At 31.9% G+C, this 22,514-nt stretch carries 24 protein-coding genes; 10 read left to right on the top strand and 14 right to left on the bottom strand.

Annotation, left to right across the window (positions count from 1 at the left end; genetic code table 11):
* Positions 1–30: 30 nt before the first annotated feature.
* Positions 31–795 (bottom strand): ABC transporter ATP-binding protein, encoded by a 765-nt coding sequence (locus BMY33_RS19205; protein ID WP_091411527.1) that lies wholly within the window; start codon positions 793–795, stop codon positions 31–33.
* Positions 795–1,532 carry an MlaE family ABC transporter permease gene (locus BMY33_RS19200; protein ID WP_091411525.1) on the bottom strand — a complete coding sequence of 246 codons (738 nt, stop codon included), beginning with the start codon at positions 1,530–1,532 and terminating at the stop codon, positions 795–797. Before BMY33_RS19200 ends, BMY33_RS19205 begins: the two co-directional genes overlap by 1 nt.
* A 116-nt stretch (positions 1,533–1,648) precedes the next feature.
* On the opposite strand from BMY33_RS19200, the gene pafA reads away from it, so the two are divergent.
* Positions 1,649–3,313, top strand: coding sequence for an alkaline phosphatase PafA (pafA, locus tag BMY33_RS19195; RefSeq protein ID WP_091411523.1), 1,665 nt, complete (start codon positions 1,649–1,651; stop codon positions 3,311–3,313).
* Here the strand turns inward: pafA and BMY33_RS19190 are convergent, their stop codons facing one another.
* The 11 genes from BMY33_RS19190 to BMY33_RS19145 all read right to left on the bottom strand — a co-directional run bounded on the left by BMY33_RS19190 (position 3,314) and on the right by BMY33_RS19145 (position 12,311).
* Positions 3,314–4,369, bottom strand: coding sequence for a flavin monoamine oxidase family protein (locus BMY33_RS19190; protein WP_091411521.1), 1,056 nt, complete (start codon positions 4,367–4,369; stop codon positions 3,314–3,316).
* A gap of 65 nt (positions 4,370–4,434) precedes the next feature.
* Positions 4,435–4,731 (bottom strand): carboxymuconolactone decarboxylase family protein, encoded by a 297-nt coding sequence (locus BMY33_RS19185; protein WP_244543057.1) that lies wholly within the window; start codon positions 4,729–4,731, stop codon positions 4,435–4,437.
* 25 nt (positions 4,732–4,756) lie between these two features.
* On the bottom strand, positions 4,757–5,503 hold the full coding sequence (locus BMY33_RS19180) for an SDR family NAD(P)-dependent oxidoreductase (RefSeq protein WP_091411518.1): 747 nt from the start codon (positions 5,501–5,503) through the stop codon (positions 4,757–4,759).
* 64 nt (positions 5,504–5,567) lie between these two features.
* Positions 5,568–6,131 carry a TetR/AcrR family transcriptional regulator gene (locus BMY33_RS19175; RefSeq protein ID WP_091411516.1) on the bottom strand — a complete coding sequence of 188 codons (564 nt, stop codon included), beginning with the start codon at positions 6,129–6,131 and terminating at the stop codon, positions 5,568–5,570.
* Between the two features lie 74 nt (positions 6,132–6,205).
* Positions 6,206–8,509 carry a chondroitinase-B domain-containing protein gene (locus BMY33_RS19170; RefSeq protein WP_091411514.1) on the bottom strand — a complete coding sequence of 768 codons (2,304 nt, stop codon included), beginning with the start codon at positions 8,507–8,509 and terminating at the stop codon, positions 6,206–6,208.
* Between the two features lie 208 nt (positions 8,510–8,717).
* Positions 8,718–8,867, bottom strand: coding sequence for a hypothetical protein (locus BMY33_RS23585; protein WP_170837129.1), 150 nt, complete (start codon positions 8,865–8,867; stop codon positions 8,718–8,720).
* Between the two features lie 74 nt (positions 8,868–8,941).
* Entirely contained in the window at positions 8,942–9,796 is an 855-nt protein-coding gene (locus BMY33_RS19165) for a glycosyltransferase family 2 protein (protein WP_091411513.1), read from the bottom strand.
* Between the two features lie 21 nt (positions 9,797–9,817).
* A complete protein-coding gene (locus BMY33_RS19160; protein ID WP_091411511.1) occupies positions 9,818–10,339 on the bottom strand; it encodes a class I SAM-dependent methyltransferase in 522 nt (173 codons plus the stop codon).
* Positions 10,340–10,432: 93 nt separating this feature from the next.
* Complete coding sequence (locus BMY33_RS19155) at positions 10,433–11,491, bottom strand: 3-oxoacyl-ACP synthase III family protein (RefSeq protein ID WP_091411509.1); 1,059 nt, start codon at positions 11,489–11,491, stop codon at positions 10,433–10,435.
* A 104-nt stretch (positions 11,492–11,595) separates the two neighbouring features.
* On the bottom strand, positions 11,596–11,976 hold the full coding sequence (locus tag BMY33_RS19150) for a group III truncated hemoglobin (RefSeq protein ID WP_091411507.1): 381 nt from the start codon (positions 11,974–11,976) through the stop codon (positions 11,596–11,598).
* A gap of 68 nt (positions 11,977–12,044) precedes the next feature.
* Positions 12,045–12,311, bottom strand: coding sequence for a hypothetical protein (locus tag BMY33_RS19145; protein WP_091411505.1), 267 nt, complete (start codon positions 12,309–12,311; stop codon positions 12,045–12,047).
* 111 nt (positions 12,312–12,422) lie between these two features.
* On the opposite strand from BMY33_RS19145, the gene BMY33_RS19140 reads away from it, so the two are divergent.
* The gene (locus BMY33_RS19140; protein WP_091411503.1) at positions 12,423–12,773 is read left to right on the top strand and encodes a hypothetical protein; all 351 of its coding nucleotides are present in this window, start codon (positions 12,423–12,425) and stop codon (positions 12,771–12,773) included.
* A 40-nt stretch (positions 12,774–12,813) separates the two neighbouring features.
* On the opposite strand, the gene BMY33_RS19135 is transcribed toward BMY33_RS19140, so the two are convergent.
* The gene (locus tag BMY33_RS19135; protein ID WP_091411501.1) at positions 12,814–13,170 is read right to left on the bottom strand and encodes a hypothetical protein; all 357 of its coding nucleotides are present in this window, start codon (positions 13,168–13,170) and stop codon (positions 12,814–12,816) included.
* A 149-nt stretch (positions 13,171–13,319) separates the two neighbouring features.
* Here BMY33_RS19135 and BMY33_RS19130 point away from each other — a divergent pair, with 149 nt between their 5' ends.
* The 8 genes from BMY33_RS19130 to BMY33_RS19095 all read left to right on the top strand — a co-directional run bounded on the left by BMY33_RS19130 (position 13,320) and on the right by BMY33_RS19095 (position 22,495).
* Positions 13,320–14,006: a TetR/AcrR family transcriptional regulator gene (locus BMY33_RS19130; protein ID WP_091411499.1), complete on the top strand. Its 687-nt coding sequence runs from the start codon at positions 13,320–13,322 to the stop codon at positions 14,004–14,006.
* A complete protein-coding gene (locus BMY33_RS19125) occupies positions 13,999–15,666 on the top strand; it encodes a peptidase domain-containing ABC transporter (RefSeq protein WP_091411497.1) in 1,668 nt (555 codons plus the stop codon). The genes BMY33_RS19130 and BMY33_RS19125 overlap by 8 nt, the downstream gene beginning before the upstream one ends.
* 5 nt (positions 15,667–15,671) lie before the next feature.
* A complete protein-coding gene (locus BMY33_RS19120; RefSeq protein WP_091411496.1) occupies positions 15,672–17,024 on the top strand; it encodes an HlyD family secretion protein in 1,353 nt (450 codons plus the stop codon).
* A gap of 3 nt (positions 17,025–17,027) precedes the next feature.
* The gene (locus tag BMY33_RS19115) at positions 17,028–18,431 is read left to right on the top strand and encodes a TolC family protein (protein ID WP_091411494.1); all 1,404 of its coding nucleotides are present in this window, start codon (positions 17,028–17,030) and stop codon (positions 18,429–18,431) included.
* Between the two features lie 344 nt (positions 18,432–18,775).
* Entirely contained in the window at positions 18,776–19,177 is a 402-nt protein-coding gene (locus BMY33_RS19110) for a hypothetical protein (protein ID WP_091411492.1), read from the top strand.
* Positions 19,178–19,332: 155 nt separating this feature from the next.
* Entirely contained in the window at positions 19,333–20,601 is a 1,269-nt protein-coding gene (locus tag BMY33_RS19105; RefSeq protein ID WP_091411490.1) for an alpha/beta hydrolase, read from the top strand.
* Positions 20,602–20,684: 83 nt separating this feature from the next.
* Complete coding sequence (locus BMY33_RS19100; protein WP_091411488.1) at positions 20,685–21,440, top strand: isocitrate lyase/PEP mutase family protein; 756 nt, start codon at positions 20,685–20,687, stop codon at positions 21,438–21,440.
* Between the two features lie 2 nt (positions 21,441–21,442).
* Positions 21,443–22,495, top strand: coding sequence for a bifunctional transcriptional activator/DNA repair enzyme AdaA (locus tag BMY33_RS19095; protein ID WP_091411486.1), 1,053 nt, complete (start codon positions 21,443–21,445; stop codon positions 22,493–22,495).
* Positions 22,496–22,514: the final 19 nt, after the last annotated feature.

The raw sequence follows: 22,514 nt of genomic DNA, 5'->3' as shown, positions 1-22,514 counted from the left end.
TATATTATAAGTTTTATGGGGTTATAAATATTATAACCCTTTTAATTGTGCATCACGCACTTTTTTGAATAAGTTAGAAGAATAGACAAACTCAGTTACTGCTTCATTATCAGTTTTAAAAATTTGTGATTTATCTCCTTCCCATTCTAAATTACCAAATTTTAGAAAAACGATTTTTTCACCAATCTCCATAACGGAGTTCATGTCATGAGTATTAATGATGGTAGTAATATCATATTCTTCAGTAATTTCTTTAATCAGATTATCAATTACTATAGCAGTTCTTGGATCTAATCCAGAATTAGGTTCATCACAAAAAAGGTATTTTGGTCTGGTTACAATAGCCCTTGCTATAGCAACACGTTTTTGCATACCACCACTAATTTCTGAAGGAAGTTTATTGTTAGAGTTTTCAAGATTAACACGAGCTAAAACTTCATTTACTCTCACGAGCATTTCTTCTTTTTTTTGTTTTGTAAACATCATAAGAGGAAACATTACATTTTCTTCTACGGTCATAGAATCAAATAGAGCACTCCCCTGAAACACCATACCCATTTGTTCTCTTAAATCTCTTTGCTCTTCCGTAGAAAGATCCGAGTAAGTTGCTCCGTCATAGCAAATAGAACCTTTTTCTGGTGTAAACAAGCCTAACATGCATTTAAGAAAAACAGTCTTACCACTACCACTTGTTCCGATGATTAAATTTGTCTTTCCTCGTTCAAATGTAGTAGTGATTCCTTTAAGAATTTGTTCACCATTAAAACCTTTATGTATATCTTTTACTTCTATCATTAGCTTAACAATAATTGAGTTAATATGTAATTAGAAGTTACTATAACTACTGTTGTCCAAACAAAAGCAGAAGTACTCGCTTTACCCACTCCTAAGGCACCACCTGTCATATAATATCCATGAAATGATGGAATTGTTGCCAATAGAAAGGCGAAAATGAACGTTTTAATAAATGCATATGTTAAATGATATGGTATAAATTCTTCTCGCAAACCTGTTAAGAATTCTGAGCCCGAAACAAATCCTCCATATACACCAGCAATATAAGCTCCGAATACACCTACAAACATTGCAATCGCTATTACGAATGGATACATGAACATAGCAACAATCTTAGGGAATACTAGATAGTTTAGTGAATTTATCCCCATTACTTCCAGAGCATCGATTTGTTCTGTAACTCTCATCGTTCCGATACTTGATGTAATAAAGGATCCTACTTTTCCAGCCATAATAACGGAAAGAAAAGTTGGAGCAAACTCGAGAATCATAGATTGTCTAGACGCAAAACCAATTAATTGTTTAGGAATTAATGGGTTTGTCAAGTTTAAGGCCGTTTGAATCGCGATTACCGCTCCAATAAAGAAAGCAAGAAATACGGTAATTCCTAAAGAACCAATAATAAGGTCGTCTATTTCTTTGAATATTAAGCTTCTAAGGACTGATCCTTTAGTCATTCGACTAAAAACTTTTTTAAGCATTAAAAAATAGCGACCGATATCGTCGAGATAAAACATATGTTCTACATTAGAAGGGCTAAAATAGAAAAAAAAATAGGGACAGCATTTAACCTTCTATTAAAGTTTTACATTTGCATAAATGGTATTTTAGCCAATTAAAATTTAAACAGATAATGATAAAGAAGATATTTTTAGCAATTATTTTAATTGTAAGTGCTATTCAATGTACTACGAAAGATTCATCATCGATAAAGATTAATTCTGAAGAGACAATTTCTGTAAGGCCAAAGTTAGTGGTAGGTATTGTTGTAGACCAAATGCGATATGATTATTTGACCAGATTCTATGATCGTTTTGGTCAAGGAGGATTTAAAAGAATGGTTAATGAAGGTTTTAATTGTAAAAACAATCATTTTAATTATATCCCAACATATACTGGACCAGGCCATGCTTCAGTATTTACAGGGACAACACCAAAGAATCATGGGATTATTTCTAATAATTGGTATGATAAATTTGGTAAAGATATGGTGTATTGTGCAAGTGATTCATTAGTACGTGCTGTTGGCTCTGATAGTGAATTAGAAAGAATGTCTCCACGTCGAATGAAGACTACAACTTTTGCTGACCAGAACAGATTGCACACCCAGTTAAAAGGTAAGAGTATTGGTATTGCTATAAAAGATAGGGGAGCAATATTGCCAGCAGGACATTCTGCTAATGGTGCTTATTGGTTTAGAGGTAAAGAGGAAGGTAAATGGATTACAAGTACATATTACAGAAATGAATTACCAGATTGGGTACAAAAATTTAATGATTCTGATAAGGCGGCATCTTATTTTAAGGAATGGAATACTTTGTATGATATCAGTACATATACGGAAAGTGGTAACGATGAAAATAATTTCGAACGTGGTTTTACAGGAAAAGAAAAGGCTACTTTTCCTTACAATTTAGCGGAATTGAAAGAGCAAAATGCAGGATATGATATTATTAAAGGATCCGCTTATGGAAATAGTTTAACTACAGATTTTGCAATAGCTTCTATAGACGGTGAATCTCTAGGAGAAGATGATATTACTGATGTACTTACTGTCAGTTTTTCAAGTACAGATTACGTAGGTCATAATTTTGGTGTTAATTCTAAAGAAATAGAAGATACATATTTGAGATTAGATAAGGATCTGGAGCGTTTTTTTAAAGTTTTAGACACTAAGGTTGGAAAAGGTAATTATACAGTTTTCTTAACAGCCGATCATGGAGCTGTTCACGTGCCATCATATTTAGAAGAAGTAAAAATCCCAGCAGGTTATTTTAATAGAGATGCTTTTGTAGATACTATTGAAAAATTTGTAAAAGATACATTTAGCGTTAATGGCTTAATAGAGAATATCTCTAATGGTCAAGTGTTTTTTGCTTATGATATTTTGAAGAAAAATAAAATAAATGCAAAAGAACTAGAATCTGCAATTGCTCATTTCGCATTGCAAGAAAAAAGTATTGATAAAGTATTTACAAGAACTCAATTAGAAGGTGCAGAATATTCATCTGGATTAGCGGCGCTGATTCAAAAAGGATATAATCAGAAAAGAAGTGGTGATGTTGTGATGGTAATGGATCCAGCAACAATTGTGTATTCTAAAACAGGTTCTACACATGGTAGTGGTTTAAACTATGATACACACGCTCCTTTGTTATTTATGGGTAAAGGAATCAAGCAAGGAAGTACTACAGAGAAAACGACAATTCCAGATATCGCACCGACAATTTCAGCATTATTAGGAATTACTTTTCCTAATGGCGCTACTGGTGATGTATTGTCTTTTATTTTAGATTAATCAATCACTTAATAATTTTTGATATATAGATTGTGCGCTAAGTACGGCGCCTTCCATATATCCTCCTTGTTGAGAAGCTGTTTCCGTTCCTCCTATAAAAAAACGATTATCATAATACCCTTGTTGGTATATTTTATGCCCATTATTTTGATGAGGGAATATAAATTCTTCTGATGGTAAGGTAGTGTAGGACTCATGTTTCCATACTAATTCTTCATAAGATAAATATGCTAGCGCATCATCTCCAAACAGCTTATGGAGTTGACTGAAAACTTTAGATTTTCGTTGTTCATTAGTGTAACTATTCATCCCACTTTGTAAAAAGCCTTTAAGCGCAAAACAAGTGTTCTCTGAATTAGAATGGTCGTACAGTTCTGTAATAGGACCTACGTTACTAAAAACAGTTCCAGAGTAATTCTTATTTTTCCAGAAAGGCTTATTATAAGATACTCCAAATTTAATAGAATCTCCCATCCAGGTGTGAGTTTTACTTGCGATTTTAACTACAGTTGTAGGTAATGCTGGATGTAGTTTTATGGAATTTACTAAGAGTGCAGGTGGTATAGTAGAAACTACTTTTTCTGCTTGATATAGATTTTCAGAAGATTGAATTTTAAAACCATTATCGATATAGTCAATATGTTCTATTTTTTCGTTAAGAATTAAATCTTTGGAATCCAGAAATTCAGCAAGTTTATGTATAATAGAGATAGTTCCATGTTGTATTCTATAGCTTGATTGTTGATTTTTCGGTAATTGAATTTGTTGAGGAGGAGCGGTTGATAAAGGTTCAAAAAGTGCTATTCCCTGCATAAATTGTTCAAAAACAGGAAGATTTAATTCCTTTAGTAGTTTAATCAATTCTTGATGATGAAGACTTAACCAAGTTGCGCCCATTTCAATTGGAGTCTCTTTTGCAGAGCGGATTGTATGAATTCTTCCTCCGATCCTATTTCTAGATTCAATAACTTTTATAGATATGCCGGCTTTTTTTAGTTTATAAGCGATTAGTAAACCGGTTAAACCAGCTCCAATGATAAGTACCTCTGATTTCATATAATAAGTAAATATAAAAAGTAAAACTCCTAAATTAATAGGAGTTTTACGGTATTAAAAAAAGTTTATTCATCCATTAAGTGAGTTCCGTGTACTACAGCAGCTCCTGCTCTAAGAGCAGCTGAAACAAATGTAACTTCTGCTAACTCTTCTTGGGTAGCTCCTGCTTTAATTGCATTTTTCTTGTGAATTTCTAAACAGTATGGGCATTGAGTAGTCAATGCTACAGCAACGGCCATTAATTCTTTATACTTTACAGGAATAACGCCTTCTTGTAAAGCAATACTATCAAAAGCCTGGAAAGCTTTCATAGCTTCGGAGGCGTTTTTACTAAGCGTACCTAATTTTTTTAGGTGGTTCATATCATACATATTCAAACTTTTTATATTAATTTCTTCCGGCAATTACACCACCATCAGTATCCCAGATAGCTCCAGTAACCCACGATGCTTGATCAGATAGTAAAAATGTAATACTATTTGCAACATCTTGTGCAGTTCCATTTCTTCCTATTGGATGAAAATTATTGAATCCAACAAGTGCTTTTTTAGCTTCATCGGCTCCTCCAAAGACCCCATCATATACAGGAGTTTCGACTACAGCTGGTGATACTGCATTTACTCTAATCCCATGATCTGCTAATTCCATAGCTAGATGTTGTGTTAGTGAGTGTAATCCTGCTTTTTGCATAGAGTAGGCAGAAGAAGGGGTTGCTTTTACTGCTTGTTTTGCCCACATAGAACCTACATTAACAATAGCTCCAGTATTGTTTTCCTTCATTTTCTTAGCTGCTGATTGTGTAATAAAAAAGAAACCTCTATTTAGGTCTTGATAGGAATCATAATCTTCTACAGTGTGGTCTAGAAATGCTTTTGGGCCAAAAATCCCAGATGCATTTACTAAATAATCTAAGCTGTCTAAATTGGAAATAGTATTTCGAAGTTGATCAACACTATTTTTGTCGGTTATATCAACTTGATGTTTAATGATGTTCTCGCCATCTTCAATTTTAGATGTATTTCTCCCTACTACGTGAACTGTTGCACCACCATTAATTAAAGATGTTACTGTTGCTTTGCCAATTCCACTAGTTCCGCCAATAACTAAAGCTGTTTTGTTTTTAAATTGTGTCATTTTATTTTTATGTTTAATTAATAAATATAGACAGACAAGTCTGTCTTTGTTGAAATAAATTTTTTTATTCTATAATATTTTCGCAAAGCGATAATGAAGCCTCGATAGGCCAAGTATTTTGATGTAATTTGCTTTCAGAAATTGCTCCTTCGTACAATAAGTAAATTTTTCTTGCTAGCATTTTGTTTTCGTTCTCAGTGTCCTGATTGTAATTTTCTGCAACTACTTCTTGTATAAAACTTATGAAATCGTGCTTTTGTTGTTGAATTTCGAATCGCACTGTTTCATTTTCTTTTGGCATTTCCGCATAAGTGTTTAAGCACCAGCATCCATTAAAATCTTTTTGATCAAAGAATAACTTTAGAAAATCAAATAAAGCATATATTCTTTTTTTTCCAACTGGAGCGTTGTATACAAATTCTCTTATGTCTTTAGTAAAAGTATCATTCTTAAATTGAAGATAAGCAATACAAATATCTTCCTTAGATGGAAAATGATTGTACAGTGTTGCTTTTGCTATTCCAGCTTCTTTAATAATTTCGTTAATTCCGGTTAAGTTATATCCTTTATGGTAGAACAGGCTAGAAGCAGTTTGTATGATATGATCTCTTATCTTCGAGTGTTTCATATGACAAAGATATAAAAAAAAATCAAAAAACAGACAGACTTGTCTGTTTTTTGATTTTTTTAACCCAAAGAATTTTATTTTACTTGTTTGTATCCACTATATTTTGCTGGATATTGGATTGGATCTTGAGTATTTATGATTTGAATATTTGGACCTGTACGTTTCCCAAAGGATTCAATCCGTCCAGAATTGATCAAACTGATACGGTCTATTGAACTAATAGCCCATCCAGGATCTTCATATTTTAATGTTCGTCCCCCTTTGCCGGAATTAATAAACAATAAATTGTCAACATTTAATTTTTGGACTCCCCATAGTAAGACTACACTTCCTAAATCTTTATTATTCACGTTTATAAAAGTGGAATTTTTTAGCTCTAAATAAGGGCCTGTAGTACTTTCATCATTACCCATTCTCAATAAAGAGATCGCATTACCCATTACTTTGCTAAAATGACAATTATCTATTTTGACGTATTCAGCATTATAACGCCCTCTGTTTTCATTTTCTCCATCTAGACTAATAGCGTTTCCAGAAATATTATGAAAAGTAGAATTTTTGAATACTATGGTATCCGCATATGTGTTTTTATATGCCCTAAAAGCTGTTTTACGACTGGCGTCAAAATTTTTGAATTCGCAAGACATTACTTTTAATTTGTAATGTGCTATCATTGGTTTTGATGAGGTTGCGATGGCAGATTGTGCAATTCCATTTTCCGAGGAGCCGTCGAATTGAACACCTTGAATAGAGAGACTTCCTCCATTTTCAATAATAACTAATGGTTTTTGGGATTCATTTTGATCATATTTAAAAATAATTGGGTTACTATTCTTGGGTGTTGTTAGTGTTAGTGTTTTATTTATAATCAAAGGCTCAGTAAATGTATATGTTCCTGGTTTTAATAATATGGTATCACCAGAAACTGCGCTTTTTATTGTATTAAATAAAGCATCATTTTCATTTCCTGAGACTTGGGTTGCGTTTGAATTTTTATTTGTGATTTCAAAATATTTCTGTTGGGGAGTATACCAGTTTGGTCCTATTTCATTTTTGGCAAAAGGAAGTTTAGGTTGGTAGTCTTCACTCTTTAGTAAACCATCTTTGGGGTCTTCAGCAAAAGTGGTATTAGTGACTTTAAATCCTTTATGATTGAATTTTGAATCTTTCGATACTACTTGATTTTCTGAAAAGGAGAAGGTACTATAATCTGAAATTGCTTCAAAAACTTGTTCCCTTTCTGGATGGTAAAACATATTGTTTGTAAATCGTATATTTTGAGGAGGATCAGTTCGTTCGTTATCAGCCCCAACTCCAAATTGGACATGATCACATTTTAAAAATTTATTTCCGGTAATATCTGTATTCTCGGCTCTGTGATATCGATTGATGAGTGAGTTAGGAACTCCATTCATTACAGGAAGAGCTCCGAAAAAACGTTTCCCTTTTAATTCTTGAAAATGGTTATTCTTAATGGTGTGCCCTTCATTAATAACTCTTACACCACCAGTTCCTGGTTTATTATTTCCAATAAAGAAATTGTTTTCAATTAAATTTCTGTTTCCATGTCTTAACGCTAACACTCCTGCAGATTCATAAAAAACATTATTACGAACGATATTGTCACTTGATTTTAACGAAACAATTTCTACTTCACCATCACACTGCTCAAAGTAATTATTCTCAATTAGTGTTCTCGATGGACTTAGGGAATAGGTGGAGACACCGACTCTTAGTGTTTCTCCTCCATTAGATCCAAGATTTGGCCTATAACCAAAATAGTTATGATCAATCCTATGATGATTCTCTAGGCTATTTTTATTATTCAATCTAACTACTAGTGTAACACCAGCATTTAATTTTCCACCAAAATAATTGTGATCTACACGATTATTTTTTCCGTGTAAATGAATCCATTCAGATTTGTCAAACCTATTCGTTGGATTAAAGTGATCAATAGCTATTTCTGTAAGTCTACAGTTTTCAGCCAGTTTTCCTTCATCGGTTTTAAATATAATTAACGCATTTTCTTCAGTAAAACCATTGGTAAACACGAACCCTTGTATCAATAAATGTTTACCTCCAATTTTTAAAGAAGTATTACCAGAAAATATAACTTTACCTTTTTCTTCAGCTTTTATGGTAATTGGTTTTTCTTCTGTTCCTGTGGCGTCAATTATTAATTGTGTGTCCTTCCAAGTTCCATTACGAAGTATAATTTCATCTCCAGGTTTTGCATTAGTAATTGCGTTTTGAAATTCTTGAGTTGTGGTAACAAGAGAGTCGTTATCTTGTTGTTTTGTCTTACTTGCTTCTGAGCAAGAACTTACAGTAAATAGCAAAGCTATTAGGTAGCTAAAGAGCCTACTTTTCTTCATTAGTTTGTTTTGAAATATTTGTACTAAACATTTCCCATTAAACTACTAAATCGTTTAATGCTTCATTAGAAGTGAATACCGGTAAGTTGTGTGTGGGAGCAATTTAGTCCTATTTTTTATAATAACCAAGTCTTAAACAATGCATAAAATTAAATAGTAAATTAAAAGCTACAGTGTTTTAAACATTGTAGCTTTTTTAATAATTTGTTTATGAGTCACAGTCACAAGCAGGTGCTAAAATAAGTTGATCCCAATGCAGACAGGTCCAATAATCGCATTGATAACCACCTTTAAGAGTTTTTTGCTGCTCTTTTTTTAAGATTTCTACTCCTTTTAGGCTTAAGATTTTGTGTAACATATTCTTATGTTTTTAAATTAATAATTACTTAATTTAAAAAAAGGATTATTTAGAATAAGTATAGGAGGTGTTTTTTAAGATTTAAATAACTTTTGGAGGATTTTTCCCCATCTTAGTTTGCGAATGAAATCTCCTTCTGGTTGAGAGACTATATATGGTTGTTGAGCTTTTTTTGCTTTAAAAAAACCTGCTAAATAATCAATGATTAATTTAGGTTGTTTTTTAAGTAAAGCTAGTTTGATGGATGCGATTAGCGTAATAATAAAACCATAACGCATTTTATAGAATGCTTCCCCTTGTTTGTATTTGGCTTTTGGATTATAGGTGTTTCCTGTTGGTTTTAAGTGTTTAACCTTTAAAGACTCATCAGTTTTGATTTTCCAGTTATGATATTGCGCTAATAATTCATCCACAGTATCCCATCCCATTGCAGGTTTTAGTCCTCCAATGTCTTGGAAACAAATTTTTTTATAAGCTTTTAGTGCACCTCTTATATGATCTTTATTAGTTAAATTTTCTAAGATCCAGCTATCATTTTTTTGAATATAACAGAAACCACCAAACATTCCTGTTTTTGGGTTTTCTTGGAAGTGTTTTTTTAGAGTTTCTAGATAGTTTTTTGGGAAAATAAGATCTGCGTCAAACTTACAAATCACATCATACTGGTCATCTAGAGTTTTATATCCTTGATAGAAAGCATTAATAACTTTGCTTCCGGGCATATGATCTTGAGAAGAATTTGTATTCACTACTGAGATATATGAATATTGGTTAATGAATTCTTGGACTACATTTTCTGTATTGTCAGTAGAGTTATCATTAACTACAACTATTTTTTTTGGAAGAAATGTTTGAAATACTAAAGATTCTAAGGTTTTAGAAATTAATAATTCCTCATTATGAGCCGGTATGACGATATAGATGTTCAAAAGTATAGTAATTAATATAATCTATTTTCTCTCTGCATACACAATGTAGTATCTGGGGGTAAAATATCGAAGCAAAGGTCTAAAACCAATTTTTTTGATTGGATGTGTCCATTTCTTTTTGGCTTTTATCTCCCATCCAGCTTTTTCCAATAACCAATCGAATTGCCAATCTTCAAATTCGTGATAATGACGATCCCAAGGATCTGTTTTACTTCTGTAAGCTGGTGCAAACCATAATTTTAATGGAATAGAAGTAACTAATTTAGTTGCCTTCATATCACGTAATACATTAAACGGAGCAATCAGATGTTCAAAAATTTCAAATGCGGTAACAATTTCAGCTTCACTTTGTTGTACAGCTTCGGTATGTAGATCGAGATCTTCGCCAGATGTATTGCTTACAGTATATCCTTCTTTTTGCATAAAGTCTACAAATGGATTATGTACACCTAAGTCCAGTATTGTTGCTGGAGCAGCAATGTGCTCTCTTAAAAATTCTAATGTTTCTTTATACCTTTTGTGAGGAAAAGTCCCTTCGTACATCTGTAAATAGTTACTGTCTAATAATTATAAGTTGTAAAAATAGACAATTACAGACATTACCTTGGGTTCCTTTAGAGAATTTTGTAAAAGAGATTAGAATTGATAAAGAAATGCATTAATATTCATGCCTGCACCAACACTGGCAAATAATAACAAGTCTCCGTGATGTATGGACTGATCTTTAATTTTGTCTTTTAGGATCATATCATATAATGTTGGAATAGTAGCTACACTACTGTTTCCAAGTTTCTGAATACTCATCGGCATTATGTTATCCGGAACTTCTTTTTCATATAATTCATAGAATCTTTTTATAATCGCTTCATCCATTTTTTCGTTGGCTTGATGAATAAGAATTTTATCAACTTCGGAGATGTCAATTTTAGTGTTGTCTATGCATTTTTTCATTGCTAACGGCACATGAGTCAAGGCGAACTCATAAATCTTACGACCGTGCATTTTAATGTATTTTGTTGGATCATTCATTGTATTGTTGTAAGTGTCTCCAAAAAACAAAAAATTAGCCTCTTCTAGGGTGTGCGAAGCACTAACTGAAGATAATATTCCGCCAGGTTTATCAGTTACTTCAATAACAGTTGCGCCCGATCCATCTGAGTAAATCATAGAATCTCTATCATACTTATCTATAACACGTGATAATGTTTCTGCTCCTATTACTAAACACTTTCTCGCCATACCACTTTTTATAAAGGAAACAGCTTGTATTACCCCTTCTATCCAACCAGGACATCCGAATAAAACATCATACGCAACACAATAAGGATTTTTAATTTTTAAAAGGTGTTTTACCCTTGCCGCAAGACTTGGAACCGTATCCGCTTGGGAAGAGTTTTTATCAACATCACCGAAATTATGAGCAACTATAATGTAATCTAGAGTTTCTTTATCTATATCAGCATCTTTAATAGCTTTTTCTGCTGCTAGAAAAGCAATATCTGATGTATTTAATTCTTTGGATGCATATCTACGCTCTTCAATGCCTGTAATCTTTTTAAATTTATCAATGATTACAGTGTTAGAATTATTGATTTGAGTACCTCCCGAGTTAAAAAAATGATGGTTTTTGAAATCTTCATTTAATATAACCTCTGTAGGAATATAGCTTCCTGAGCCTGTTATTTTGATGTGCATCCTTCTTCTTTTAGCTTGTGTTTATAGAAGATAATTATTAAAAACGAAATTTACTATGCAAGCATAATAAATTATACGATGCCTAATATACAATATGTTGAGTATTATTTGCTTTTTAATTGAATTACTGTTGCAATAGATAAGGCACGTGTTTTCATAAGTTCAGCTTTTTCGCCGTTAAAGTTATTATCTACTACTGTAGTAAATAGAGCTAGCCAAATGTCAAAATGAATTTTCTCCATTGCCTTTTTTAGGTGTAGATTTTGATGGATTTGTAATACATTTTTTTTGTAGTTTCCTGAGTAAAATAATTGTTGTTCCCAAAAGTCTGAAATATGAGGCATATGAGTTTCTAAGTTAACCTTTACTATTTCTGTAAAGAATACACCAATGTTAGAATCTTTCAATGCTTTTTTATAAAAAGCCCATAGAATTTGTTCGATATCTTTTCGATCCTTTATGTCTCTTAAATTATCCTTGTCCAAAATACCTTGGTTTACGTGAGTATAGATGCAAAATTACAAGGTATCTAGACAAGTATTCTGGTTTTGAGTTATAATTTTTGTTTTGAAACAATCAGATCTCGTAATTCTTGTTGTTTTTCTTTTTCTATCATTTTTTGATGTGCATAGGCAAAGATGGCATTCTCTACAATTTCATTTTCTCTTTCACCCGAAAGAATGTAGGATATACTTGTTTTCGAATATGGTTTTTCAGGGGAACTATAAATCTTGTGTTGGTTTAGATAAGCTTGTATTTTCTTTACGTGTTTGCTTCCAATAACCTTTAAGATCGCTGTACGTTCTTCAGGTGTTATCATAAATAAGTTGGCTAATGTTTTAGGTATAAGTATCTTTGTGAATGTAATGTTATCGTTTTGGTATACAATATTATATAAAATATTAGATATACGCAAATAACAATCAATATTTTGGATAAAAAAGATAAAATTTTAGATAGAGTTATTGTTTTTGCCGCTCATTTAGGCATAAGTCTTAGGAGCTTTAGTCTTTCTATCGGAGCAAGTGCTGGGTATTTACATCGATTACAGTCCGCTAATAGCAATATTGGAGGTGATTTTATAGAAAAGATTATACAATTGTATACAGAAATTAATCCTGTTTGGTTAGTAACTGGAGAAGGGGATATGTTAAAAGATGAGCTTCTCGTTCAAGAATCTGGAGTTACCTACGGTAAAAAAGATCATTTTAAACAGGTTTTACTACAATATTTAGATGATCAGGATATCAAAGATAAACTTCTGGAAATAGTTAATAAATAATATTGTTACCATAAGCTATTTGACTATTACTCGCTTTGCTTTACTGAAAAATTTCTTTTGCGTTTAACGCAGCTTTAAAATCTACGTTTACAATACGAATACTGTTTAGGAATTGCTTTCCGTCTTTTCTTTTAATAGAAATAATTGTTTTTTCGTCTCTAACTTCTGTACTGGTTATGATAACTGGCAATCCTTCTAAATTTTTAAAGTTAGTAGTTCCTCCCTTTTTAATAATAAAATTGGATCGCGGAAATATAATATGCTTATAAGTTTTTCCTGAAGGTTTTCCTAAAGTTAGAATATCTCCAATTGTAATTGTATTGGGAGATAATACTATGGTCTCTTGAGCATTTATTGTTAATACTGATAAAAATGCAATGAATAATAAGTTTTTCATGTGTTCGTATATTTAGTTAATTGAGTGAGATGATGGACTAAATTTACATTTATTTGATTAACAGAAAAACATAAATTTTGGTTAAATAATAGTTAATGTATTACACATTAATAGTAATACTATTATTTTTGAGCAAAATAGTTTTAGTTATGAAATATTTACTTCAAGACTTAAAAGTTAATATCAACAATAATATATATCTAAAGGATCCAGAATCTTCTACTTTGGGTAAGAAGATTGTAGAGCATAGTATTTTATTAATTGATGAAATTGGTTTTGATAGTTTTACATTCAAAAAATTAGGGGCAAAAATAGGGTCTAATGAGAGTTCTATATATAGGTATTTCGAGAATAAACATAAACTCCTATTATATCTTACTTCTTGGTATTGGGGATGGTTAGAATACCAGTTAGTATTTACTACTAATAGTATTTCTGATTCTAAAGAAAAGTTGACTAAAGCTGTTGAAATTATTACTAGAACAACAAAGGAAGATTCTTCTTTTTCTCATATCAATGAAGTATTATTAAACAAAATTGTTATTAATGAATATTCGAAATCATATTTAACTAAAGAGGTTGATAATGAGAATAAAGAAGGCTATTTTTCGATATACAAAAGATTGGTGAACCGAATTAAAGATATAATTATTGAAGTAGATAGTGCATATCGTTTTCCAACCAGTTTGGCAAGCACTGTTACAGAAGGTACTTTACATCAACATTTCTTAAGGGATCATTTTTCTTCTTTAACGGATTGCGATGATAAAATTACCCCAACTACTTATTTTATTGACTTAGTATTTAATTCTTTAAACTATAAAAAGAATGTCTAAAAACATACTGACCGCTTGGCAGCGTCTTATGGGCCTCTTAAAACTTGATAAAAGAGATATCCTACAGATATTTTATTATGCAATTTTTGCAGGACTAGTAAGTTTGTCTCTTCCTTTGGGGATACAGGCTATTATCAATTTATTACAAGGTGCGCAGGTAAGTACTTCTTGGGTGATTCTGGTAATTTTAGTAACAGCGGGTGTTCTATTCGTGGGTATTCTGCAGTTTATGCAAATTAGAATCATCGAAAACGTGCAACAAAAGATTTTTACTAGAGCTTCTTTTGAATTTACTTATAGATTTCCAAAGATAAAAATGAGTGAATTACGTAACTATTATCCGCCAGAATTAGCAAATCGTTTTTTTGATACATTAACTATACAAAAAGGATTATCAAAGATACTTGTGGATTTTCCAACGGCTTTGGTACAAATAATATTTGGATTATTGCTATTATCCTTTTACCATCCATTTTTTATTATTTACGGTCTTTTATTATTGGTTTTGATATACATAGTGTTTAAGTATACAGCAACCAAAGGTTTGGAAACTAGTCTTAGTGAATCAAAAAGTAAGTATAAGGTAGCACACTGGATTCAAGAAGTAGCTAGATCTATAGTAAGTTTTAAATTATCAGGAAGAACTAGTCTGGCACTTAGTAAAAATGATGCGTTGGTAGCAGATTATTTAGATTCTAGAGAGAGTCATTTTAGAGTACTTGTATTGCAATTCATTCAAATGATTGGTTTTAAGGTATTAGTTACTGCCGGTCTTTTATTAATAGGAGGAGTGTTGGTGTTAAATCAACAAATGAATATAGGTCAGTTTGTAGCAGCAGAAATTATTATTTTATTAGTGATTACTTCTGTAGAAAAACTTATCGTTGGATTAGAGTCTTTTTATGATGTACTAACATCATTAGAAAAAATTGGACAAGTAGTAGATAAACAATTAGAACCACAAGAGGGAGAAAAACCTTTTAAAAAAGATGAAGGATTCGTTATAGAACTTGATCAGGTTTCTTATGCTGTACCAGATAGAGACAAAAAGATTATCGACAATGTTTCTCTTAATATTTCGGAGAGTTGCACTATTCTAATACAAGGACCTAATGGTTCCGGGAAGTCTACTCTTTTAAGATTAATTGCAGGTTTATTAGAACCTGATACTGGAAGTATATACATTAATAATGTTTCATTAAAAGGTGTAAATCTTAATTATTACAGAGGATATATAGGGCAATCCCTTACAGAAGAATCCCCTTTTGAAGGAACAATTCTAGAGAATATCACTTTTGGAGATGACAGTATTACAAGTGAACAAGTGTATTGGGCTTTAGGGAAAGTGGGGCTATTACAATTCGTAAAAGAGCAACCAAAAGGATTATTAACAATGTTATATCCAGAGGGGAAACAAATACCATATACAATTTCTAAAAAAATCGTATTGGCTAGAGGAATTGTAACAAAACCAAAACTATTGATTTTGAAAGATCCGTTAGATCAGTTTAATGAAACTGAGGCAACAAGAATTATGGATTTTCTAGTAGAACCTGCAAATCCATGGGCATTGGTAGTTGTTAGTGAAAATACTAAGTGGACATCTCGCTGCGGTAGAATTATTACTGTTGATAATGGTAAAATAATAAGTGAAAAATAGAAAGTATGCTAAATATTTCAAATAATAAACTGAATAAAACTGTGGATATTTTAGGGTATAAAGCATCACAGAAAGTGTTTGGTAAAGACCATTATAAATATTTTAATCGTTTTTTATTAGCATTTACTATTATCACTTTCATTATTTTATTTTTTCCTTGGACTCAAAATATCTCTGGGACAGGTTTTGTAACTACGTTAACACCAGATCAGCGCCCCCAGACAATACAATCTCCAATACCTGGAAGAATTGAACAATGGTATGTAAGAGAAGGAGATTTTGTGAAAAAAGGAGATACTATTTTAAGAATTTCAGAGATTAAAAATGAATACTTTGATCCTAATCTAGTTGCTAGAACTGGACAACAAATTAAAGCAAAATCTATGGCTGTTACCTCTTATGGAGAAAAGGTAAAAGCCCTAGGTAATCAAGCTGATGCATTAGTTAGGGAACGTATTCTAAAATTAAAGCAAGCGGATAATAAACTATTGCAATCTAGATTGAAAGTAAAAAGTGATAGTATTGACCTCGAAGCTGCAAGGACTAATATATCAATAGCAGAAAGACAATTTAAACGAACAGAGCAATTAGAAAGTGAAGGATTAAAATCATTGACTGATGTAGAGACAAAACGCTTAAAATTACAAGAAACTCAGGCAAAATTAATCTCACAAGAAAATAAGTTACTAGCGAGTAAAAATGATGTAATTAACGCTCAGATCGAAATGAATAGAATCAAAGCGGAATATGCGGAGAAGATATCTAAATCTCAGAGTGATCGATTTACTGCTCAGTCCAGTCAATTTGATGCAGAGGCGCAAGTGACTAAATTAGAAAATCAATATACCAATTATGAAATAAGAAATGGCTTGTATTTCATCACTGCACCTCAAAATGGATATATTAACAAAGCTATTCAATCTGGTATTGGAGAGACGTTCAAAGAAGGAGATAGGTTAGTAGGAATTATGCCTTCGGATTATGATATGGCAGTAGAAACATTTGTAAAACCTATTGATATGCCATTAGTGCATATTGGTGAAGAGGTGAGGGTACAATTTGATGGTTGGCCAGCGATCATTTTCAGCGGTTGGCCTAATGTGTCATATGGGACATATGGAGGAAAAATAGTTGCTGTTGAAACATTTATTAGTCCGAATGGGAAATATAGAGTATTAATTTCGCCAGATACTAAAGATCATCCTTGGCCAGATGGTGTGCGTGTGGGATCAGGAGCTAATACAATTGCATTACTCGAAGACGTACCAATTTGGTTCGAATTGTGGAGACAGTTAAATGGTTTTCCACCTAATTATTATCAACCCGAAGATAAAATAGCAACTACCAAAAAGAAATAACCTATGAACAAACTTTTGTTGTACAGTTTTCTTTTTTTGACTACTGTTTTGTATGCTCAGGAACAAGACTCGGTTACACTAAATTTTAGAGAATATTTAGGTTTTGTAAAGAAACATCATCCTGTTGCAAAACAAGCAGAATTAAATATAAGTGTAGGAGAGGCAAATCTATTAAAATCTAGAGGAGGTTTTGACCCTAAGATCGAAGTTGATTATGATCGAAAAAAATTCAAAGGTTCAGAATATTATGATTTGCTGAACGCTACTTTTAAAGTACCCACTTGGTACGGAATAGAATTGAAAGCTAATTTTGAACAGAATGAAGGAATATTTCTAAATCCAGAAAGAACAGTTCCAGATGAAGGCTTATATAGTGCTGGGATATCTGTCCCAATTGCACAAGGGTTATTGATTAATGATCGTATGGCTGCACTTAAAAAAGCGAAATTATTTAGAGAGCAAACGAAAGTGGATCGTGATATTTTGGTAAATACAATATTGTATAATGCATCTCTAGCTTATTTTAATTGGTTAGAAGCTTATAACGAAAAAGAGATTTATCAGAGTTTTTTGATTAATGCTAGAACACGTTTTGACGGTGTTAAAAAGAGTGCTTTGGCAGGAGATAAAGCAATAATAGATACAGTAGAAGCGCAGATTACTGTTCAGAATCGTCTATTAAGTTTAGAGCAAGCTAAAGTAAAATTCATGAAATCAAGTCTAGAGTTATCTAATTATCTATGGATCGGAAATAGTATTCCGGTAGAGTTGCAACCTAATGTAATTCCGGATAATGAGGTTGATGTAGTAATTGATGAAACTTTGCAAATACAGCAAGCATTGTTTACAGAAGTAGATTTGGTAAATCATCCTAAATTAAGATCTTTAAACTATAAAATAGAAGGTTTAGAAGTAGACCGTAAATTAAAAGCAAATAAGTTATTGCCTAAAATCAATTTAGAATATAATTTTCTAACTCCTTCACCAGAAGTAGCGAACTCCTTTAATACCGCTGACTATAAAGGTGGAGTAGCATTTCAGTTTCCATTGTTTTTACGAAAAGAACGTGGTGCCGTAAAATTAGCTAAGTATAAAATCCAAGATAGTCAATATGAGCTGGCAAGCGTACAATTGCAAATTGAAAATAAGGTAAATGCTATTAACAACGAACTGGATTCTTTTAAAGTTCAAAACAAATTGATAGCAGATATTGTTAGCGATTATACCACATTATTAAGAGCTGAAGAACGAAAGTTTAGTTTTGGAGAAAGTTCTTTGTTTTTGATTAATTCTAGAGAAAGTAAGCTCATAGATGCTCAATTAAAACGAAATAAACTACAAAACAAATATTTTGATACAAAAGCTAAATTATTCAAAAACTTAGCTTTAAATCCAGAAAGTTTATAAGCTTTGGTTTTATTGTAAAGTTGTTACAGCGATAAAAACCCAAATTAAACGCTATCTTAACTAAGTTAATAGTTGCTTAATTACTAATATTAATATGTGATACCGTATTCTGCTGATATCCAAGTGTTCCTAAACTCCTTTTTTTAACGTAACTCTACTAAACTCATTTCGGTAAGGAAGGAGTAAACTACTTGTAATTTTTAAATCAACCAATAATAGGGAAAATTCCCTATTATTGCATATTTAAAAAACGGGGGATTTTACCCATTTTTTATGAGCGCTTAGTTCTGTAGTTTTGGAACTTTATAACAATCTGATAACCAACAAATTTAAAGACTATCAAGATGTCAACCACGTTTTCTTTGATGGTTAAGCAAATTATAAGTGAGGGCGGTACGGATGCAATTCCTAATCCTGCGCGATCTGGTTATTTGTGTAAGCCAAGAGATTTTTTATCAGAATTAATACGTTTAGTGTCTATGATGCAGGTCATGAAGATCGGTGTAGGAAGTGAGATTGCAGACATAAAGAATAAATTAGAGATAGCTAATCAATCTCCTGTTATCAAACAATCTGATGATCGACTTTATAATTTAATGGAAGCTGCAATACATCGTATTACCAATATCTGTTTAGAAGAAGGAGAACGTTCTCAAGCTAATAACGAAAAACAATTATCCGAAACTTATGCTTGGGCTATAGCAGGTTGTAAGTTGTTTTTAGAATATATAGCATCCATAGAATAATTATTTTAACAATACTTAGAGTCTTTTTATTACTCATCTTGGTTGGTTAATTCATAATAGTTTGATTTAAATTTACCATAATTTTTAAAGTATCATAACTGATGTTTCTTATTTTGCAATACAAAGACTCTTCTCTGGGTTTTTAAATAACAATTATGAAACATTATATATTCTTACTTCTATTAATTGTTACAGCTAGTACGTTTGGTCAGCATACAAACAACGCATTGATTCCTGTAGAAAGACATTCCTTCGATTCCAGTATTTTACAGGAAGAAAGAAGTTTTCAGGTGTATTTGCCACCTAGTTATTTTAATAGTGACCAAGGTAATTTTCCAGTTATTTATTTAATGGATGGAGATTATAATTTTTATCATGATTCTGGATTGATTGAATTTTTGTCGAGCGTAGCGGATAAAATTCCAGAAATGATTGTAGTTGGAATTTCTGATAAAGGCAGCACCAAGTATCGAGAATATTGTCGCCCCAATTCAGGAGGATCAGAAGGCGGAAGCGCCAATAAATTTATGTCTTTTTTAGAAAAAGAATTAAAGCCTTTAGTAAATAAGAAATATAGAACATCCTCTTATGATATTTTGGTAGGACATTCTATGGGAGGTTTGTTTGTAGCTAATTATTATATAAAAAAACCTACTGTTTTTGATAGTTTTATAGCTATTGATCCTTCTTTATGGTGGAATGACTATGCGCTTACCAAAACAGCAGATACTGTTTTTAAAGATAAAGAAGCACTAAGTTCTAACTTATTTTTATCACTAGCTAATTCACCAGGAATGGGTGTCAGAGGATTTGTAGGAGTGTTAGATAAATATTTTCCTTATGATAGTAGATGGAGTTTTACCTATTATAAGAATGAGAATCATGGGTCGGTACATATGACAGCATTAAAAGAAGCATTATTTCAAATATTTAAAGACTGGGAAGTTGATCGAGATACATTTTATTCATTTTCATCTTCACAAGATTTGATAGATTATTATAAAAAATTGAACACAGAATTTACTACGCAGTTCTCTTTACCAGCTTATAACTTTGGTAATATGATGAACTATTATTATCGCAATAATTTAAAAGCAGATATTACAATATTAGAATCTGAAATCACCTCTCATTTTCCAAATTCTTTAGATATTTTTTATAGTGTATTAGGAGGATATCAGTTGGAAGACAAAAAGTATAATGAAGCGGAAGTAACTTTTAGAAAGAGTCTCGAAAAGCACCCTAATTCATTTCGTGCTTATGATGGTTTATCAAAAATATATACTGCTAGAAAAAAAATAAAAGAAGCTGAAGAGGCAATCCGCCGTGCTATTGTATTGGCTAATAAAGCTAAGGTAAGACAATGGCAACTTAATGAATTACAGTCTAATTTGGATATGATTCTTCAGTTTTCCGAAAAATAAATTCTTCAGAATAAAAATACTTGTCCAATTTTCGGTTGTTCACTAAGTATCATCAGCGGTACTTTTGTGTAAAACAAAAGACAATGAATTTTAAAGAGTTACATAATCAAAAAACACCTTTACTTTTGGGGAATGTTTGGGATGTTCCTAGTGCTAAAACTGCAGAAAAATTAGGTTTCCAGGCTATAGGGACCTCTAGTTCTGCTATTGCTGCCTTGTTAGGATATCAAGATGGAGAGCAAATGGGTTTTTCTGAATTAATTTATTTTGTAAAACAAATAGTCACAAATACCAATCTTCCATTATCAGTTGATTTAGAATCAGGTTATAGCAGAGACCCAATAATCATTGCAGAGCATATTAAAGAATTGGTAGCTTTGGGAGTAGTAGGGATAAATATAGAAGATAGTATTGTAAAAGATGAAAGAATATTATTAAATGGAGAAAAGTTTGCTAGTACCTTGATTGATGTAATAAATGTTTTATCGAAAGAAAATATTGATGTTTTTATAAATGTGCGAACAGATACTTTTTTGCTAAAACATTCTGATGTTATAGAAGAAACCAAAAAACGTATTAAATTATATGAAAATGCAGGTGCTAATGGGATTTTTACACCTTGTATTGAAAATGAATCAGATATCAGGGAAATTGTAAATTGTACCTCCTTACCAATCAATGTGATGTGTATGCCTAACTTACCTGATTTTAATACATTGAGTAGCTTAGGAGTACAACGAATTAGTATGGGTAATTTTCTGTTTGATACAATGTATAGTCAATTAGAAAGAATCACTAAAGATATTATAGATCAGCGATCATTCCAATCTATTTTTTAGATATGTTAATTACAGAAAACTCAACGATAGAACTGTATTATGAAGCTTTGTTAGAGCGTAAAGAAAGCTTTGTAGGTATTTTTTTTGTAGGTGTAAAAACAACATCTGTTTTTTGTATAGCTACGTGCAGAGCAAGGAAACCTAAACTACAAAATGTAGAGTTTTATACTTCATTTAAAGAAGCACTAGATAATGGGTATAGACCTTGTAAAATTTGTAAGCCAACTGAGAATGCTAATGAAGCTCCTGATCAGGTAGAAAAAGCAATAGCTTTAGTTCAGCAAAATCCAAAAGAGAAAATTACAGATGATCAATTACGTGAACTAGCAATTAGTCCAGAACTTGTAAGAAGGTGGTTTAATAAAAACTATGGGATGACATTTCAAAGTTATCAAAGGATGTACCGGATTAATAATGCTTTTCAGGAGTTAAAGAAGGGTAAAAATGCTACACATACTGCCTTTGATATGGGGTATGAATCTTTGAGTGGCTTTGGGTATACCTTTAAAAAGGTGATTGGAAGTTCTCCGAAAAAAAGTACAGATAATACTGTGATACTCATAAGTAGATTAACAACTCCTTTGGGGCCAATGTTTATTTGCGCAACCGAAAATGGAGTTTGTCTTTTAGAATTCGTGGATAGAAGAATGTTAGAAGCCGAATTTGAGGATTTACAAAAGAGGTTAAATGCAACGATATTAGCTGGAAGTAATAAACATATTAAGCGAGCAAAAAAGGAAGTTACTGAGTATTTTGAAGGGAAAAGAAAAGTCTTTGATGTATTGCTAGAAACCCCAGGAACCGAGTTTCAGAATATAGTTTGGAATAGTTTACTGGAAATCCAATATGGAGAAAAAAGTACATATAAAAAACAGGCAGAAAGAATATATAAGCCGACTGCGATCAGAGCTGTAGCTTCTGCCAATGGATGTAATAGGATCGCTATATTAATTCCTTGCCATAGGGTGATCGGAAAAGATGGGAGTATGACCGGATATAGCGGCGGAATAGAACGAAAAAAATGGTTGTTATCTCATGAAGAAAAAAACCTATAATTCTTACCATCTCATTAGA

This window comes from Aquimarina amphilecti, from assembly GCF_900109375.1.
In the GTDB taxonomy this organism is placed as follows: domain Bacteria; phylum Bacteroidota; class Bacteroidia; order Flavobacteriales; family Flavobacteriaceae; genus Aquimarina; species Aquimarina amphilecti.
The sequence above is the reverse complement of the archived record's forward strand: the minus strand, read 5'-3'. Positions and strand labels throughout refer to the sequence as shown.

What these genes read in the sequence shown, in the direction of transcription:
- BMY33_RS19205 (WP_091411527.1), bottom strand. Translation starts at nt 795, where the DNA reads ATGATAGAAGTAAAAGATATACATAAAGGTTTTAATGGTGAACAAATT.
- BMY33_RS19200 (WP_091411525.1), bottom strand. Translation starts at nt 1,532, where the DNA reads ATGTTTTATCTCGACGATATCGGTCGCTATTTTTTAATGCTTAAAAAA.
- pafA (WP_091411523.1), top strand. Translation starts at nt 1,649, where the DNA reads ATGATAAAGAAGATATTTTTAGCAATTATTTTAATTGTAAGTGCTATT.
- BMY33_RS19190 (WP_091411521.1), bottom strand. Translation starts at nt 4,369, where the DNA reads ATGAAATCAGAGGTACTTATCATTGGAGCTGGTTTAACCGGTTTACTA.
- BMY33_RS19185 (WP_244543057.1), bottom strand. Translation starts at nt 4,731, where the DNA reads ATGAACCACCTAAAAAAATTAGGTACGCTTAGTAAAAACGCCTCCGAA.
- BMY33_RS19180 (WP_091411518.1), bottom strand. Translation starts at nt 5,503, where the DNA reads ATGACACAATTTAAAAACAAAACAGCTTTAGTTATTGGCGGAACTAGT.
- BMY33_RS19175 (WP_091411516.1), bottom strand. Translation starts at nt 6,131, where the DNA reads ATGAAACACTCGAAGATAAGAGATCATATCATACAAACTGCTTCTAGC.
- BMY33_RS19170 (WP_091411514.1), bottom strand. Translation starts at nt 8,509, where the DNA reads ATGAAGAAAAGTAGGCTCTTTAGCTACCTAATAGCTTTGCTATTTACT.
- BMY33_RS23585 (WP_170837129.1), bottom strand. Translation starts at nt 8,867, where the DNA reads ATGTTACACAAAATCTTAAGCCTAAAAGGAGTAGAAATCTTAAAAAAA.
- BMY33_RS19160 (WP_091411511.1), bottom strand. Translation starts at nt 10,339, where the DNA reads ATGTACGAAGGGACTTTTCCTCACAAAAGGTATAAAGAAACATTAGAA.
- BMY33_RS19155 (WP_091411509.1), bottom strand. Translation starts at nt 11,491, where the DNA reads ATGCACATCAAAATAACAGGCTCAGGAAGCTATATTCCTACAGAGGTT.
- BMY33_RS19145 (WP_091411505.1), bottom strand. Translation starts at nt 12,311, where the DNA reads ATGATAACACCTGAAGAACGTACAGCGATCTTAAAGGTTATTGGAAGC.
- BMY33_RS19135 (WP_091411501.1), bottom strand. Translation starts at nt 13,170, where the DNA reads ATGAAAAACTTATTATTCATTGCATTTTTATCAGTATTAACAATAAAT.
- BMY33_RS19130 (WP_091411499.1), top strand. Translation starts at nt 13,320, where the DNA reads ATGAAATATTTACTTCAAGACTTAAAAGTTAATATCAACAATAATATA.
- BMY33_RS19125 (WP_091411497.1), top strand. Translation starts at nt 13,999, where the DNA reads ATGTCTAAAAACATACTGACCGCTTGGCAGCGTCTTATGGGCCTCTTA.
- BMY33_RS19120 (WP_091411496.1), top strand. Translation starts at nt 15,672, where the DNA reads ATGCTAAATATTTCAAATAATAAACTGAATAAAACTGTGGATATTTTA.
- BMY33_RS19115 (WP_091411494.1), top strand. Translation starts at nt 17,028, where the DNA reads ATGAACAAACTTTTGTTGTACAGTTTTCTTTTTTTGACTACTGTTTTG.
- BMY33_RS19110 (WP_091411492.1), top strand. Translation starts at nt 18,776, where the DNA reads ATGTCAACCACGTTTTCTTTGATGGTTAAGCAAATTATAAGTGAGGGC.
- BMY33_RS19105 (WP_091411490.1), top strand. Translation starts at nt 19,333, where the DNA reads ATGAAACATTATATATTCTTACTTCTATTAATTGTTACAGCTAGTACG.
- BMY33_RS19100 (WP_091411488.1), top strand. Translation starts at nt 20,685, where the DNA reads ATGAATTTTAAAGAGTTACATAATCAAAAAACACCTTTACTTTTGGGG.
- BMY33_RS19095 (WP_091411486.1), top strand. Translation starts at nt 21,443, where the DNA reads ATGTTAATTACAGAAAACTCAACGATAGAACTGTATTATGAAGCTTTG.